12 protein-coding genes and 1 tRNA gene are annotated in these 15,496 nt (G+C 72.8%); 5 read left to right on the top strand and 8 right to left on the bottom strand.

Annotation, left to right across the window (positions count from 1 at the left end):
* Window positions 1–261 precede the first annotated feature (261 nt).
* On the top strand, window positions 262–2,955 hold the full coding sequence (gene ppc / locus ACZ501_RS28210) for a phosphoenolpyruvate carboxylase (RefSeq protein WP_361600744.1): 2,694 nt from the start codon (window positions 262–264) through the stop codon (window positions 2,953–2,955).
* Between the two features lie 65 nt (window positions 2,956–3,020).
* On the opposite strand, the gene pth is transcribed toward ppc, so the two are convergent.
* From pth to ACZ501_RS28180, 6 genes are all read right to left on the bottom strand, one after another.
* Window positions 3,021–3,614, bottom strand: a complete 594-nt coding sequence (pth, locus tag ACZ501_RS28205) for an aminoacyl-tRNA hydrolase (RefSeq protein WP_361600696.1) — start codon at window positions 3,612–3,614, stop codon at window positions 3,021–3,023.
* A gap of 99 nt (window positions 3,615–3,713) precedes the next feature.
* On the bottom strand, window positions 3,714–4,298 hold the full coding sequence (locus ACZ501_RS28200) for a 50S ribosomal protein L25/general stress protein Ctc (protein ID WP_361600699.1): 585 nt from the start codon (window positions 4,296–4,298) through the stop codon (window positions 3,714–3,716).
* A gap of 187 nt (window positions 4,299–4,485) precedes the next feature.
* Window positions 4,486–5,463 (bottom strand): ribose-phosphate diphosphokinase, encoded by a 978-nt coding sequence (locus ACZ501_RS28195; protein WP_361600702.1) that lies wholly within the window; start codon window positions 5,461–5,463, stop codon window positions 4,486–4,488.
* A gap of 133 nt (window positions 5,464–5,596) precedes the next feature.
* A complete protein-coding gene (gene glmU / locus ACZ501_RS28190; RefSeq protein ID WP_468799251.1) occupies window positions 5,597–7,045 on the bottom strand; it encodes a bifunctional UDP-N-acetylglucosamine diphosphorylase/glucosamine-1-phosphate N-acetyltransferase GlmU in 1,449 nt (482 codons plus the stop codon).
* Between the two features lie 121 nt (window positions 7,046–7,166).
* Window positions 7,167–7,237: transfer RNA gene (locus ACZ501_RS28185), tRNA-Gln, on the bottom strand.
* A gap of 11 nt (window positions 7,238–7,248) precedes the next feature.
* Entirely contained in the window at window positions 7,249–8,109 is an 861-nt protein-coding gene (locus tag ACZ501_RS28180; RefSeq protein ID WP_468799249.1) for a hypothetical protein, read from the bottom strand.
* A 131-nt stretch (window positions 8,110–8,240) separates the two neighbouring features.
* Here ACZ501_RS28180 and ACZ501_RS28175 point away from each other — a divergent pair, with 131 nt between their 5' ends.
* Complete coding sequence (locus ACZ501_RS28175; protein ID WP_361600711.1) at window positions 8,241–9,482, top strand: sensor histidine kinase; 1,242 nt, start codon at window positions 8,241–8,243, stop codon at window positions 9,480–9,482.
* Here ACZ501_RS28175 and ACZ501_RS28170 read toward each other — a convergent pair.
* Together ACZ501_RS28170 and ACZ501_RS28165 are read right to left on the bottom strand one after the other, a co-directional pair.
* Entirely contained in the window at window positions 9,479–9,988 is a 510-nt protein-coding gene (locus ACZ501_RS28170; RefSeq protein ID WP_468799247.1) for an SUKH-3 domain-containing protein, read from the bottom strand. The two genes, ACZ501_RS28175 and ACZ501_RS28170, sit on opposite strands and share 4 nt — an antisense overlap.
* A gap of 5 nt (window positions 9,989–9,993) precedes the next feature.
* Complete coding sequence (locus ACZ501_RS28165; protein ID WP_361600717.1) at window positions 9,994–10,557, bottom strand: YwqJ-related putative deaminase; 564 nt, start codon at window positions 10,555–10,557, stop codon at window positions 9,994–9,996.
* A 226-nt stretch (window positions 10,558–10,783) separates the two neighbouring features.
* Here ACZ501_RS28165 and ACZ501_RS28160 point away from each other — a divergent pair, with 226 nt between their 5' ends.
* The 3 genes from ACZ501_RS28160 (at window position 10,784) to ACZ501_RS28150 (ending at window position 15,291) form a co-directional block, all read left to right on the top strand.
* Entirely contained in the window at window positions 10,784–11,779 is a 996-nt protein-coding gene (locus ACZ501_RS28160) for an SMI1/KNR4 family protein (RefSeq protein ID WP_361600720.1), read from the top strand.
* 7 nt (window positions 11,780–11,786) lie between these two features.
* On the top strand, window positions 11,787–14,297 hold the full coding sequence (locus ACZ501_RS28155) for an SUKH-4 family immunity protein (protein ID WP_468799245.1): 2,511 nt from the start codon (window positions 11,787–11,789) through the stop codon (window positions 14,295–14,297).
* A 124-nt stretch (window positions 14,298–14,421) separates the two neighbouring features.
* Entirely contained in the window at window positions 14,422–15,291 is an 870-nt protein-coding gene (locus ACZ501_RS28150; protein WP_468799243.1) for a cellulose-binding protein, read from the top strand.
* The last annotated feature ends 205 nt before the right edge of the window (window positions 15,292–15,496 follow it).

The raw sequence follows: 15,496 nt of genomic DNA, 5'->3' as shown, positions 1-15,496 counted from the left end.
CCACAGTGCGGGCGCTCTGCCGGGGCACAGGGGCAGGACACCTATCCTGTTGTCGTCGGACAGCGCGGTCCGCACGGGCAGCTCGGGCTGCGCAGCACGACCGGCACGGCCGCGCACCCCGGGAGCCCACAGCCCAGTAGCGCTCGAACACTGCAAGGAGCCGCACCTGTGAGCAGTGCTGACCAGGCCGCCCAGGCCCCCGTCACCCAGCCCGCCCGCCCCGCCGCCGCCCCGCGGACGGCGGAGACGGCGAACGCCGAGCTGCGCGCGGACATCCGCCGCCTCGGCGACCTCCTCGGCGAGACCCTCGTCCGCCAGGAGGGCCGGGAACTCCTCGACCTCGTCGAACGGGTCCGCGCCCTCACGCGCACCGACGGGGAGGCCGCCGCGGCGCTCCTCGGCGACACCGACCTGGAGACCGCCGCCAAGCTGGTGCGCGCCTTCTCCACCTACTTCCACCTCGCCAACGTCACCGAGCAGGTGCACCGCGGCAAGGAGCTGCGCGCCCACCGCGCCGCCGAGGGCGGGCTCCTCGCCCGCACCGCCGACATGCTGAAGGACGCCGACCCCGAGCACCTGCGCGAGACGGTCAAGAACCTCAACGTCCGCCCCGTCTTCACCGCGCACCCCACCGAGGCCGCCCGCCGCAGCGTCCTGAACAAGCTGCGCCGCATCGCCGCCCTGCTGGAGGAGCCCGTCACCGGCGCCGGCGACCGCCGCCGCCACGACCTGCGGCTCGCCGAGAACATCGACCTCGTCTGGCAGACCGACGAACTGCGCGTGGTGCGGCCCGAGCCCGCCGACGAGGCCCGCAACGCCATCTACTACCTCGACGAACTCCACGCCGGCGCCGTCGGCGACGTACTCGAGGACCTCGCCGCCGAGCTCCAGCGCGTCGGCGTGGAACTGCCCGCCGGCACCCGCCCCCTCACCTTCGGCACCTGGATCGGCGGCGACCGCGACGGCAACCCCAACGTCACCCCCGACGTCACCCGCGACGTCCTGATCCTCCAGCACGAGCACGGCATCACCGACGCCCTCGAACTCGTCGACTTCCTGCGCGGACTGCTCTCCAACTCCATCCGCTACACCGGCGCCACCGAGGAACTCCTCACCTCCCTCCAGGCCGACCTCGAGCGGCTCCCCGAGATCAGCCCCCGCTACAAGCGGCTGAACGCCGAGGAGCCCTACCGCCTCAAGGCCACCTGCATCCGCCAGAAGCTCCTCAACACCCGCGAGCGCCTCGCCAAGGGCATCCCCCACGAGGAGGGCCGCGACTACCTCGGCACGTCCGAGCTCCTCGCCGACCTCACCCTCATCCAGACCTCCCTGCGCGAACACCGCGGCGCCCTCTTCGCCGACGGCCGCATGGACCGCACCATCCGCACCCTGGCCGCCTTCGGCCTCCAGCTCGCGACCATGGACGTACGCGAACACGCGGACGCCCACCACCACGCCCTCGGCCAGCTCTTCGACCGCCTCGGCGAGGAGTCCTGGCGCTACGCCGACATGCCGCGCGACTACCGGCAGAAGCTCCTCGCCAAGGAACTGCGCTCCCGCCGCCCCCTCGCCCCCACCCCGGCCCCCCTCGACGCCGCCGGCCACAAGACCCTCGGCGTCTTCACGGCCATCAAGGACGCCTTCGAGAAGTTCGGCCCCGAGGTCATCGAGTCCTACATCATCTCGATGTGCCAGGGCGCCGACGACGTCTTCGCCGCCGCCGTCCTCGCCCGCGAAGCCGGCCTCATCGACCTCCACTCCGGCTGGGCCAAGATCGGCATCGTCCCGCTCCTGGAGACCACCGACGAACTGCGCGCGGCCGACGTCATCCTCGACGAGATGCTCGCCGACCCCTCCTACCGGCGCCTGGTCTCCCTGCGCGGCGACGTCCAGGAGGTCATGCTCGGCTACTCCGACTCCTCCAAGTTCGGCGGCATCACCACCAGCCAGTGGGAGATCCACCGCGCCCAGCGCCGGCTGCGCGACGTCGCCCACCGCCACGGCGTGCGCCTGCGCCTCTTCCACGGCCGCGGCGGCACCGTCGGCCGCGGCGGCGGCCCCTCCCACGACGCGATCCTCGCCCAGCCCTGGGGCACCCTCGAAGGCGAGATCAAGGTCACCGAGCAGGGCGAGGTCATCTCCGACAAGTACCTCGTGCCGTCCCTGGCCCGCGAGAACCTCGAACTGACCGTCGCGGCCACCCTCCAGGCCTCCGCCCTGCACACCGCCCCGCGCCAGTCCGACGACGCCCTCACCCGCTGGGACGCGGCCATGGACATCGTCTCCGACGCCGCCCACGCCGCCTACCGCGCACTCGTCGAGGACCCCGACCTGCCCGCGTACTTCTTCGCGGCCACCCCCGTCGACCAGCTCGCCGACCTGCACCTGGGCTCCCGCCCCTCCCGCCGCCCCGACTCCGGCGCCGGCCTCGACGGCCTGCGCGCCATCCCGTGGGTGTTCGGCTGGACCCAGTCCCGCCAGATCGTCCCCGGCTGGTACGGCGTCGGCTCCGGCCTCAAGGCCCTGCGCGAAGCCGGCCAGGACACCGTCCTCACCGAGATGGGCGAGCGCTGGCACTTCTTCCGCAACTTCCTGTCCAACGTCGAGATGACGCTGGCCAAGACCGACCTGCGGATCGCCCGCCACTACGTCGACACCCTCGTCCCCGACGAACTCAAGCACGTCTTCGACCGCATCGAGGCCGAGCACGAACTCACCGTCCGCGAGGTCCTGCGCATCACCGGCGGGGAGAAGCTCCTGGACTCCCAGCCCATCCTCCAGCAGACCTTCGCCGTCCGCGACGCCTACCTGGACCCCATCTCCTACCTCCAGGTCTCCCTGCTGGCCCGCCAGCGCCAGGCCGCCGCCCGCGGCGAGGACCCCGACCCGCTGCTCGCCCGGGCCCTGCTGCTCACCGTCAACGGCGTCGCCGCCGGCCTGCGCAACACCGGCTGACCCGGCCCGTACACGCAGGAAGCCCCCGCCGGCCGGCGGGGGCTTCCTCGTACAGGCGTACGGGATCAGGAGTTGTAGGCGGACTGGGCGCGCTCCAGGCCCTCCTGGACCAGGCACTCCACCGCGTCCGCCGACCGGTCCACGAACCAGTCGAGCTCCTTGCGCTCCGTCGAGGAGAAGTCCTTCAGCACGAAGTCCGCGACCTGCATCCGGCCCGGCGGACGGCCGATGCCGCACCGCACCCGGTGGTAGTCCGCACCCATCGACTTCGTCATCGACTTCAGCCCGTTGTGGCCGTTGTCCCCGCCGCCCAGCTTCAGACGCAGCGTCGCGTAGTCGATGTCCAGCTCGTCGTGGACCGCGACGATCCGCTCCAGCGGCACCTTGTAGAAGTCCCGCAGCGCCGTCACCGGCCCGCCCGACAGGTTCATGAACGACATCGGCTTCGCCAGCACGATCCGCCGGCTCGCCGGCCCCGGAGACCCGATCCGGCCCTCCAGCACCTGCGCGCGGGCCTTGCCGTGGGCCTTGAACCGGCCGCCGATCCGCTCGGCCAGCAGGTCCGCCACCATGAACCCGATGTTGTGGCGGTTGCCGGCGTACTCCGCACCGGGGTTCCCCAGACCGACGATCAGCCAGGGTGCCGCGTCGTCCGACATCAAAAGCTCCTTAAGCCCGTGAACGAGAACGACCGCCGTCCCGCTCCAGTGGAGCCGGACGGCGGTCGGTCAGCAACTGCTGAGGGGGTGGGGCGAGGCTCAGGCCTCGGTGCCCTCGGCGGCCTCGGCGGCCGGCTCCTCGGCCTGCGGGGCGACGACCTGCAGGACGGGGGTCTCACCGTCGACGGCCAGCGTGGTGCCGGCCGGCAGGACCAGGTCCTTGGCGTGGATGGAGGCACCGGCCTCGAGGCCCGCGATGGAGACGGTGACCTCGGTGGGGATGTGGGTGGCCTCGGCCTCGACCGTGATCGTGGTCAGGAGGGTCTCCAGCAGGTTGCCGCCGGGGGCCAGCTCGCCCTCGGTCACCACGGCGACCTCGACCGTGACCTTCTCGCCCTTCTGGACGATCAGGAAGTCGACGTGCTGGATGTTGCGGCGCAGCGGGTGACGCTGCACGGCCTTCGGGATGACCAGCTCGGTGCCGGCACCCTCGATGTCCAGGGAGAGCAGGGCGTTCGGGGTCTTCAGCGCCATCATCAGCGCGTGGGCCTCGACACCGACGTGCTTCGGGTCGGTGCCGTGACCGTAGATGACACCCGGGGTCAGGGCGTCGCGGCGGGACTGGCGGGCAGAGCCCTTGCCGAAGGTCTCACGGAGCTTGGCGGCAAGCTTGATCTCGGACATGTTCACTCCTCGTGGGGTGACGAAAACGGACAGAGGTCACCCGGCCGGAACGGCCTGCTACGAAGAGCGCGTCGATAACGGAGCGTCCGTACCGCAGAACGGGTACGGCCTCCCTCGCCGAGCAACTCAGTGAGTGTACCCGGCGGGGAGGCCGCGCCCAAAAGGATCTACCGCGTGACCGCGGTGACTACTGCTGCTCCTCGAAGAGGCTGGTCACCGAGCCGTCCTCGAAGACCTCGCGCACCGCACGCGCGACCATCGGCGCGATCGACAGGACCGTGATCTTGTCGAGCTCCAGGTCGGACGGGTCCGGCAGGGTGTTCGTGAAGATGAACTCGCTGACCTTCGAGTTCTTCAGGCGGTCGGCCGCCGGGCCCGACAGGATGCCGTGCGTGGCCGTCACGATCACGTCCTCCGCGCCGTGCGCGAAGAGCGCCTCGGCCGCGGCGCAGATCGTGCCACCGGTGTCGATCATGTCGTCGACCAGGACGCAGACGCGGCCCTTGACCTCACCCACGACCTCGTGGACCGTCACCTGGTTGGCGACGTCCTTGTCACGGCGCTTGTGCACGATCGCCAGCGGCGCGTCCAGCCGGTCGCACCAGCGGTCGGCCACCCGCACACGGCCGGCGTCCGGGGAGACGATCGTCAGCTTCGTGCGGTCCACCTTCGCGCCCACGTAGTCCGCGAGGACCGGCAGGGCCGACAGGTGGTCCACCGGGCCGTCGAAGAAGCCCTGGATCTGGTCGGTGTGCAGGTCGACCGTCAGGATGCGGTCGGCACCCGCGGTCTTCAGCAGGTCCGCGACCAGGCGCGCCGAGATCGGCTCGCGCCCCTTGTGCTTCTTGTCCTGGCGGGCGTACCCGTAGGACGGGATGATCACGGTGATGGAGCGTGCCGACGCGCGCTTCAGCGCGTCGATCATGATCAGCTGCTCCATGATCCACTTGTTGATCGGAGCCGTGTGGCTCTGGATCAGGAAGCAGTCCGCGCCACGAGCCGACTCCTGGAAGCGGACGTAGATCTCACCGTTCGCGAAGTCGAAAGCCTTGGTCGGCACGAGGCCGACACCGAGCTGGTGCGCGACCTCCTCGGCCAGCTCGGGGTGGGCGCGGCCGGAGAAGAGCATCAGCTTCTTCTCGCCGGTCGTCTTGATCCCGGTCACAGCACTGTCTCCTCAGACGTGTGAAAGCTGCTCGCCCCCGTGTGCGTCCGTCCCGCACACGGTGAGCCAGCCGAATTGCGTGCACCTATCACGGTACGCCGTCCAGGGCGTACCTGTTTCCGGTCAGTTCACCTCAACGGCTGCCGGAGTCCTCCTCCGCCGACGACTGCGCGGCCGTCGCGGCCGCACTGCCGGGGCGCTTGCGAGCCACCCAACCCTCGATATTCCGCTGCTGGCCACGGGCCACGGCCAGCGCACCGGGCGGCACGTCCTTCGTGATCACCGAGCCGGCCGCCGTGTAGGCGCCGTCCCCGATGGTGACGGGAGCCACAAACATGTTGTCCGAGCCCGTCTTGCAGTGTGAGCCGACCGTGGTGTGGTGCTTGTGCTCGCCGTCGTAGTTCACGAACACGCTCGCCGCGCCGATGTTCGTGTACTCGCCGATCGTCGCGTCACCGACATAGGAGAGGTGCGGAACCTTCGTGCCCTCGCCGATCGTCGCGTTCTTCATCTCCACGTACGTGCCGGCCTTGGCCTTCACACCGAGGTTCGTGCCCGGCCGCAGGTACGCGAACGGACCCACGCTCGCCTGGTCGCCGACGACCGCGCCGTCCGCCACCGTGTTGTCCACCCGGGCGCCCGCGCCCACGCGGGTGTCCTTCAGCCGGGTGTTCGGACCGACCTCCGCACCCTCGCCGATGTGCGTCGCACCGAGCAGCTGCGTGCCGGGGTGGACCACCGCGTCCTGCCCGAAGGTGACGGTGACGTCCACGAAGACACTCGCCGGGTCCACGACCGTCACGCCCGCGAGCATCGCCCGCTCCAGCAGGCGCGCGTTCAGCAGCGCCCGCGCCTCGGCCAGCTGCACCCGGTTGTTGATCCCGAGGATCTGCCGGTGGTCGCTGCCGACCGCCGCACCGACGCGGTGCCCCGCCTCGCGCAGGATGCCGAGCACGTCGGTGAGGTACTCCTCGCCCTGGCTGTTGTCGGTACGGACCTTGCCGAGCGCGTCGGCGAGGAGGGCGCCGTCGAAGGCGAAGACCCCGGAGTTGATCTCCCGGATCGCGCGCTGCGCGTTCGTGGCGTCCTTGTGCTCGACGATGGCGGTCACCGCGCCGGTGCCGGGGTCGCGCACGATGCGGCCGTAGCCGGTGGAGTCGGGGACCTCGGCGGTCAGGACGGTGACGGCGTTCCCGTCGGCCTCGTGCGTGTCCGCCAGGGCGCGCAGGGTCTCGCCGGTCAGCAGCGGGGTGTCGCCGCAGACGACGATCACGGTGCCGGCCGGGCTCTCGCCGAGCTCCTCGAGCGCCATGCGGACGGCGTGGCCGGTGCCGTTCTGCTCGTACTGGACGGCGGTGCGGACGCCGGCGTCGATGCCGGCCAGGTGCGCGGTGACCTGCTCGCGCGCGTGGCCCACGACGACCACGAGGTGGGCCGGGTCGAGTTCGCGGGAGGCCGCGACGACGTGACCGACGAGCGAGCGCCCGCAGATCTCGTGCAGGACCTTGGGTGTGGCCGACTTCATGCGGGTGCCCTCACCCGCTGCGAGTACGACGACGGCTGCCGGGCGGGTTGCGCTCACGGGTGGGCCCTTCGGCTTCGGGGGTGGACCCGTGAAGGATAGCGGGGGGTCACGGCCCGGAAACGAGGCCGGGTCCCGACCGCGAGGTCAGGACCCGAACTGAGCTTGTTTCCTCTGTGTGCTCCCGGAGAAGGATTCGAACCCTCATTCAATGGACCAAAACCATTTGTCCTGCCCTTAGACGATCCGGGATGGCTCGTCCCCTATGTCCGATTTGGTTGATCGGATTCGGATGCAGCCCCTACTATGCCGCACCACCAGCCTTCGATGCGACGGTACAGATCGGCGCCTTGGAGAACGCGAACGGTGAGGCAGCCGTAGTAGTTCTCGCCGGTGTTCTTCCGGATGGTCTTGGGGTTGTGGCGTTTGAGGGCCGTCTTGAGGAATCGGTCGGCGTCGACGCCGACCAGGTTCGCCCAGAACCGCACCGCATCCGCGGCGTTGGCTGTTTCGTGGATGGTGACGCAGTAGCGCAGGTGTTCCGGGTTCACGCCGAGCAGGCGGAGCCAGGCGAGATACACGCTGATCATCCCCGGGTCGCTGTTCACGAAGATCACCCGTTCGCGCCGGTCGTAGGGCTTGTCCTTGCTGCCCTCGGCCCAGTAGAGGCCGACGCCCGTGAGGAAGAGCTCCCTGTCGGACATCCGGCCGATCTCGGCGGCGGCCTGCTGTTTGACTCTGCGCCTTTCCGTGTCTCGAGTCAGGAGCGTTCGCTCCCAACCCCTCCTTGCGATGGCGGAAGCCTCTTCGCGCGTCCGTCGGCGGTCCGGTTTCGGCAGGTCGCGGACCCAGAGGGAGATGGAGCTCTTCGAGCAGCCCAGTTCGAGCTGGATCTGGTCGTAGGTCATGCCCTGGAGGCGGAGTTCCCTGGCCCGGTCGCGGAGGTCGTCCTTCGCGTTCGGGCGCTTGGTCCACGCCGGTGGGGGCTCGCCCTGGAGGAGGCGGTTGAGGATGTCGTTGTTGTCGACGTGGAGCCGGTCGCGGATCTGCCGGCGGCTGAGGCCCTCGCGGCGGAGGGCGAGGGCCTGCTCGCGCAGGCCCTCGAAGTCGGCGTATTTGCTCATGGGCTCAGGTTCGTCCGGAATGTGGGATTCAGGTCTCGGGAGCCGGGCGATTCAGTCGTACGTGCGATTACCTCGGGTTTGCCGGAATTTCGTTCGGCGGCGTGCTGAGGCCGCTGCGTAGGCTGGAGCGCATGACCAGTACGGGGGAAGAGCGCGGGGGGACGGGCCGGGACGGGCCCTGGTGGTGGGGGCGGCGCCGGGCGGCGCTGCTCGATGTGGGGCTCGGGGTGGTGTCCGCCGTCGAGTGCGGCTTCGAGGGGGTGCCGAGCGCCCGTGAGGCCGGGTTGCCGGTGTGGGCGGGGGTGCTGTTCGGGGCCCTGGCCGGGTCGGCGCTCGTGCTGCGCAGGCGCTGGCCGGTCGCGGTGGTGCTCGTCGGGATCGCCGTCACGCCGGCCACGATGGGCTTCCTGCTGTCGGTGGTCGGCCTCTACACGCTGGCCGCCTGCGAGGTGCCCCGGCAGGTCACGGCCACGCTGGCCTCGATGTCGCTGGCCGGGACGTTCGTGGTGACGTACGTCCAGACGCGGGGGGACGTGGAGGCCGACGGCACGCTCGTGATCGTGCTGTCGGTGTTCATGGCGGTGGCGCTGACCGTGCCGCCGGTCCTGCTCGGGTTGTACGTGGGGGCGCGGCGGCGGCTGATGGAGAGCCTGCAGGAGCGGGCGGACTCGCTGGAGCGGGAGCTGTCGCTGCTGGCGGACCGGGCCGAGGAGCGCGCGGAGTGGGCGCGTCAGGAGGAGCGGACGCGGATCGCGCGGGAGATGCACGACGTGGTGGCGCACCGGGTGTCGCTGATGGTGGTGCACGCGGCGGCGTTGCAGGCGGTGGCGGCGAAGGATCCGGTGAAGGCGGTGCGCAACGCGGCGCTGGTGGGTGACATGGGCCGGCAGGCGTTGACGGAGCTGCGGGAGATGCTGGGGGTCCTGCGGGCGCCGGCGAAGCAGCCGGTGCGGGTGGCGGCTCGGGCGGCGGGCCCGGAGGAGGGGCCTTCGCTGGACGCGCTGGAGGCGCTGGTGGGGCAGTCCCGGGCGGCGGGGATGTCGGTGGAGGTGCTGGTGCAGGGGGAGGGGGGCGGGTATCCGGCCGCGGTGGAGCAGACGGCGTACCGGGTGGTGCAGGAGGCGCTCACCAACTGCCACAAGCACGCTCCGGGCGCGCGGGTCGTCGTACGGCTGGCGCACCGGGAGGGGGAGGTGGCGATGCAGGTGGAGAACGGGCCGTGCGAGGGGGAGGCGCGGGGGGCCGATCTGCCCAGCGGCGGCAACGGGCTGGTCGGCATGCGGGAGCGGGTGCTGGGGCTGGGCGGGGTGTTCGTGTCGGGGCCGACGGACGGGGGCGGCTTCAAGGTGTCGGCGGTGCTGCCGTTCCGTTAGCCGGTGGTGAGGCGGGCGGGCTGGAGGCCGGTGAGGAGGAGGGTGAGGGCTTCGTCGAGGCCGGCGCCGAGGTACCAGTCGCCGGTGTGGTCGATGAGGTAGGTGCGGCCTTCGCGGTCGATCGCCAGGTGGGAGTCGCCGTCGGTGCCGGCGCCGAGCGGGCAGATCTGGGTGGACAGGGCGCGTCCGAGGTCGGCGAAGGTGCGGGCGAGGTGGAGGCCGGTGAGCGGGTCGACGCGTACCGGGGTGGGTGCTATCTGGCGGCCGGGGCCGGGTGCGGTGAGGGTGAGGCCGCCGAATTCGGCCCAGGCTTCGACGGCGGCGGGGAAGACGGTGTGCCGGTGGCCGGCGGGGGTGGTGTGGTCGCGCAGGGCGTCGGCCCAGTATTCGGCCTGCTTGATGTCCCAGCGGCCGGGTTCCCAGCCGGCGGTGCGCAGGGCGGAGTCCACGGGGCCGGGGAACCGGGTGGCCGAGGAGCGGTCGTAGGAGGCGGAGGAGACGGTCATGGTGGCTACTCGGGGTGGGTGAGGTCGACGGGGCGTACGCCGAAGTGGTTGAGGAGCGCGTCGCAGGAGCGGCAGGGCGGTGCGTAGCTGCCGTGGAGGGGGTCTCCGTCCTCGCGGATGCGGCGGGCGGTGATCCGGGCGTGTTTGAGGGAGCGGCGGGCTTCGCCGGCGGAGAGGGGCTTGCGCGAGGCGCGCTTGCTGCGGGAGCCCTCGACGGCGGTGAGGTGGCGGGAGAGCAGGATGGCTTCGGGGCAGCGGCCGGTGAAGCGTTCCCGCTGGCCGCTGGTGAGGGTGTCGAGGAAGTCCTGGACGAGGGGGTGCAGGACGGGTGCCTGGTCGCCCTTGCCGGCGGTGCCGGTGAGGGTTTCGCCGCGGACGGAGAGCGCGGCGGCGACGGTGGGGAGGATGCCGTCGCGGCGGAAGCGGAGCACGGGCGGGGTGTGGGCGGTGCCGGTGCTGCTCCAGCGCAGGCGGGGGTCGCCGGCGGGGCCCGTCTCGGCCGGTTGCGGGCGGCCCGTGCGGGGTGCCGCGTTTTGTGTGGTCGCAGTCTGTGTGGTCGCGGTCTGCATGTGCTCTTCCCTCCCGTGGCGGCGGTGCCGGTCGCTGTCGCGCACGCCCCCGTGCTGCGGGACAGCCTGTCAAACGTCCTCTGTCACGTGGAAGCGGGGTCGAATATTCGTATCAATTCGGATGTTCCCGTCCCGCTCGCCGGTGCGTGGCCCGCGGGCGGCCGTGGGTCTTGCCGGAGCACATAGGCTGTGGTGAACCAGCCAGATCCAGCAGGGGGCTACCGCCATGACGACAGGTCGGCTCGGGCAGCAGGCCGCGCCACCCAACGCCGCTTACTCGGGGCAGGTCGTGCATTTCCCGGACCCGGTCCGGGCCGCTCGGCATCCCCACGGGGTGCGGATGGACGGCAACGGTCATCCCGATTTCTCGCGTTACGCGCGTGCGGCGGTGGAGATCGCCGAGCCTCCGGAGGGCTTCGGGGTGGACGAGCTGCGGCTGACGGACGTGGTGTCCGCGAACGCGGCCATGCGGGCGGCGGGCCATCCGCTGTGGGACACGGTGGGCCCGGTGGCGACGCCGCACGGCTGGACGTGGCACCACGTGGCGGGTTCGCGCCGGATGGAGCTGGTTCCGGTCGAGGTCAAGGCGCTGCTGCGGCACCACGCGGGTCTGGCGACGGCTCCGGTGGACCACGACAAGCGCGGGGCCCGGCCGTTGCAGGAGGTGCGTCCGGCGCACCTGGGGCTGCCGAAGGCGCTGGTGTCGGTGTCGGAGTCGCAGGTGCAGGGCGTCGAGGAGGACCTGGGGTACCGGCTGCCGGAGGCGTACCGCTCGTTCCTGAAGGCGGCGGGCGGTTGTGCGCCGGTGGGTGCGGGGCTGCTGGTGGAGCTGGGGCTGCTGGTGGACCAGCCGTTCTTCACGGTGCGTGAGGAGGCGGCGGTCAACGACCTCGTGTACGTCAACAAGTGTCTGCGGGACCACCTGACGAAGGACTACCTGTGCGTGGCCTTCGTGCAGGGCGGGCTGCTCGCGGTGAAGGTGAAGGGGGAGGGCGTGGGCTCTGTCTGGTTCTCCCCGTACGACGACGCGCGCGACCGGGACGGCTGGTCGGTGCAGGAGCGCGTGGAGCGTCTGTTGCTGCCGTGCGGTGCCGATTTCGATGCCTTCCTGGAGCGCTTGGCGGGGAACCCGCCGGAGCTGGAGACGGTGGCCGGTCTGATGGTGGACGGCGGATTCGCGCGTTCGGTTGCAGTGTCCGGCGCCGGCATGGGTGAGGGGTGACGGCGTCGTGGTGACGTTCGCGCAGGCGCAGGAGCGCGCCGAGGAGTGGATCAACGGGGACGTGCCCGGCTACCAGCACCGTGAGGTGCGGGTACGGGAGTTCGGGCTCGGGTTCGTGGTGTGGGCCGAGGACCGGGCGGCCGGTCCGGTGTCCGGTGGTGGGCGGCAGCGGCTGGTCATCGCGCGGGACAGCGGTGAGGTGACGCTGTGGCCGGGCCTGCCGGTGGGCGAGGTGATCCGGCGGTACGAGGAGGAGTACGGGGCGGCTGCTGCGTCGGCGGCTTCGGAGGCTTCGGTTCCGCCGCCGCGGATCGACTCGGAGCAGACCTCGTTCATGCTGACCCCGCCGCAGTGGCTGCAGGAGGCGGCGGACCGGGCGGGGATCCCGCCGGCGGTCGGGGACGCGTCCGCGGGTGCTTCGGGTGCTTCGGCCGGGTCGGCTGCGGCTTCGGCTGCGGCCGGTGCGGACGAGCCTGTTCCGCTGAGCCGCGGGGGCGAGGTCCCCTACGAGCCGACCGCGAACGACGGGGTGCCGGCCGGGTCCACGCCGTGGGCCGGGACCGATGTGAACTCCGGTGCCGACGACGGCTCGGTGCCGCTGCCGGCGACGGTGTTCGCGCCGCCGCTGTCCGGGTCCGACCTGGACGACGCGCCCTCGCCCTCCGGGGTGGCCCCGGAGGCCAAGACCACGCTGATGGCGGGCGGCAGCCGGCTGCCGAAGACCACGGTCGCTCCGGCGCTGGCGGTGCCGGCGGAGGCCGCCGCCATCGCCGACGCGCCGACCAGCCGGGCCCGGGCTCCCCGGGCGGGCGGGGCTCCGCAGCCGCCGGCACCTCCCGCGGCGCCGCCGGCCGGGGCGCCGGGTGCGCCTGGGATGCCGGGTGCGCCTGGGACGCCGGGGGGCGGGGCGCAGTACGCCGCCACGATGCTGGCGCCGGGTGGGCCGCCGGCACCTCCGGGGACGCCGCCGGCGCCTCCTGGTCCGCCCGGTGCGCCCGGGGCGCCTGGTGCTCCCGGGTCGCTGGGTGGGGGGCTGGACCATGCCGCCACGATGCTGGCCGGTCCGGCCGTCGTACAGCCGCCGGGGCCTCCTGGTCCGCCCGCGCCTCCTGGTCCGCCGGGCGCCCCCGGAGCGCCTGGTGCGCCCGGTGCGCCCGGGGGTGGGGCGCACCATGCCGCGACGATGCTCGCCGGTCCGGGTGCGGCTGCGCCGTCCGGGCCGCCCGCGCCTCCTGGTCCGCCCGGCGCCCCTGGGGCTCCCGGGGCTCCCGGTGTGCCCGGTGCCCACGGGTCGCTGGGCGGGGGGCTGGACCATGCCGCCACGATGCTGGCCGGTCCGGCCGTCGTGCAGCCGCCCGGTCCGCCCGCGCCTCCCGGTCCGCCAGGGGCCCCCGGGGCTCCCGGTGCGCCCGGCGCGCCCGGGGCTGGGGCGCACCATGCCGCGACCATGCTGGCCGGTCCCGGGGGTGTGCCGCAGCCGCCCGGTCCGCCCGGCACGCCTCCCGGCCCGGCTCCGCAGCTGCCGGCGGCCGTGTCCGGCGTCCCCACGGTGGGCCCCGGCTACCAGGCCGTGCTGCGCTACCGCGCGCCCGACGGCTCCGAGCAGCAGCTCATCCGCCGCTCGGCGCCCGGTACGCCGCACCCCGAGTGGCAGATCCTGTACGAGCTCCGCGCGATGAACGTGCCGCCGCAGCAGGTGCTGGAGCTGCACACCGAGCTGGCCTCGTGCGAGCTGCCCGGCGGCTACTGCGCCCGGATGATCCGGGAGACCTGGCCGCAGGTGCGGATCACCAGCGTGGCCCCGTACGGGACCGACCACGCGGGCCGTCAGCAGGGCATGCGCCACCTGCTCACCCATCAGGGTGAGCTGCACCAGGTGGCGGACGGGCCGGCGCGGCCGGCGCCGGTCCGGGCGCCGCTGCCGCAGGTCCCGCTCCAGCCGGCGATCCCGATGGACGCGATCGCGCAGGAGCTGGCGGGGGCCTTCGGTCCGCAGGGGGTGTTCCGCTACGACCAGCGGGCCGTGTCCCGTCAGGGCGTGCCGGAGATCGTGGCGCAGACGCTCATGTGGGCGGGCCTGCCGGTCGACTTCGGGCCGTTCTTCTGGGCGCAGGCGGTGCCCGGCCAGCCGGTGCCGACGCTGGCCGAGCTGGCCGCGCAGCGCGGGGTGCAGCCGGCGTCCGACGCGGGCTCGTACCTCGTCGTCGGCAGCGACTTCGGCAAGGCGCTGTGCGTGCAGTACGGGACCGCGCACATAGTGGCGGTGCCGGTGGAGGCCGGTCCCGGCGGGGCGCCCGTGCCGCCGCAGTTCGTGAACTCGAGCCTGCCGCAGTTCGCCCGCTCGCTGGCGATGCTGGGTCACATGTGGCGGCTGCGCCAGCATCTGACGCCGGAGCAGGCGGGCCGCTGGACCGTCGATTTCCAGGCGAATCTGGCCGGCCTCGACAGTGCGGCCCTGGCCTCCCCGGAGAGCTGGTGGTCGGTGCTGCTGGAGCAGATGTGGGACGGCCTGCTCTGACCGTAGGACCGGATGTGTGGCCGGGCCGGTCCCCTCGGAAGGGGGGACCGGCCCGGCCATTCCGGCTTCTGAGTGCAAATGACGCATCCTTGACAGCAATCCCCGCGAGAGAGGCGCTCCCAGGATGACTGCACCCTTTGCGATCGTGCGCGGTCGTGGCTACCGGACGGACGAGGTCGACCGGTATCTCGCGCGGCTGGCCGGCAGCCGGGACGAGGCCTGGGAACGGGTGGCCCGGCTCACCGTGCTGGCCCGTCAGATGGAGGCGGAGTCCGAGCGGTTGCGGGTGGCCGTCGCCGCGCTGGCTCCCCAGACGTACGAGGAGCTGAGCGAGCGCGCGCGGCGGATCCTGCAGTTGGCGCAGGAGGAGGCGCAGGCCCTGCGGGACGAGGCGCGGGCGGACGCGGCGGAGGCGGCGGACGCGGCCGAAGCGCACGCCGGCCGGGTGGCCGAGCTGGCGCGGCACGACGCGGAGGCGGTGCGGGAGCAGACCGAGGTGCGGGCGCGGCAGGGGCTGCTGCGGGCGCAGCGGGAGACGGACGGGATCCGGGCGCAGGCGCGGGAGGACGCGGCGGGGTGGCGGTCCGAGGCGCAGGCCGCGCTGACGGAGGCGGGGCGCCGGTCGCGGGCGCTGCTCGCGGAGCAGGAGCAGGAGCAGACGGAGCGGTGGGAGGCGGAAGGGCGGGAACTGGCGGCCCGGGCCGAGGAGGCGGACGCCAGGAACGCGGAGCTGGAGCGGTACGCGCAGGCGCGGCTGGCGGAGGTGCGGCGGGGGTACGCCGAGGCCGAGGAGTCGGCGCGGCACGGTCAGGAGGACGCGGAGGCGCGGGCGGAGGAGCTGGTCGCGCAGGCGCGGGTCGCGGAGGAGCGGGTGGGGCGGGAGACGGAGCGGATCCTGCGGGAGCACGCGGAGGCGGCGGAGGAGATGCGGGCCCACATGAGCCACGTCCGCTCCAGCCTGGCGGCGCTGACGGGGCGGGCGGCGGCGGAGTAGTCCCCTGCCGGTGCCCTGGCCGGGCGGTTGTGTCGGGGCGTGCCCCGGTGGGGCGGTCTGCCTTGTCGGGCGGTGTGCGGGTGCCGGTGTCCTGGTAGGGGCCGTTGCCTGGCTGGGCGGTGGCTGCGGGGAGGGCGGTGGTGTAGCGGAGGCCGTCGCCGGTGCCGGCGCGGCCGGCGGTGGTGGCGGGCAGGGCGCAGCCGGG

Source organism: Streptomyces sp. NPDC034085 (assembly GCF_055575555.1).
This window is presented reverse-complemented; position numbering and strand designations above follow the sequence as displayed.

Coding starts and splice junctions, on each gene's coding strand:
- ACZ501_RS28180 (WP_468799249.1), bottom strand. CDS start 8,109: ATGAGCAAATACGCCGACTTCGAGGGCCTGCGCGAGCAGGCCCTCGCC.
- pth (WP_361600696.1), bottom strand. CDS start 3,614: ATGTCGGACGACGCGGCACCCTGGCTGATCGTCGGTCTGGGGAACCCC.
- ACZ501_RS28160 (WP_361600720.1), top strand. CDS start 10,784: ATGACGACAGGTCGGCTCGGGCAGCAGGCCGCGCCACCCAACGCCGCT.
- ACZ501_RS28165 (WP_361600717.1), bottom strand. CDS start 10,557: ATGCAGACCGCGACCACACAGACTGCGACCACACAAAACGCGGCACCC.
- ACZ501_RS28170 (WP_468799247.1), bottom strand. CDS start 9,988: ATGACCGTCTCCTCCGCCTCCTACGACCGCTCCTCGGCCACCCGGTTC.
- ACZ501_RS28175 (WP_361600711.1), top strand. CDS start 8,241: ATGACCAGTACGGGGGAAGAGCGCGGGGGGACGGGCCGGGACGGGCCC.
- ACZ501_RS28200 (WP_361600699.1), bottom strand. CDS start 4,298: ATGTCCGAGATCAAGCTTGCCGCCAAGCTCCGTGAGACCTTCGGCAAG.
- ACZ501_RS28150 (WP_468799243.1), top strand. CDS start 14,422: ATGACTGCACCCTTTGCGATCGTGCGCGGTCGTGGCTACCGGACGGAC.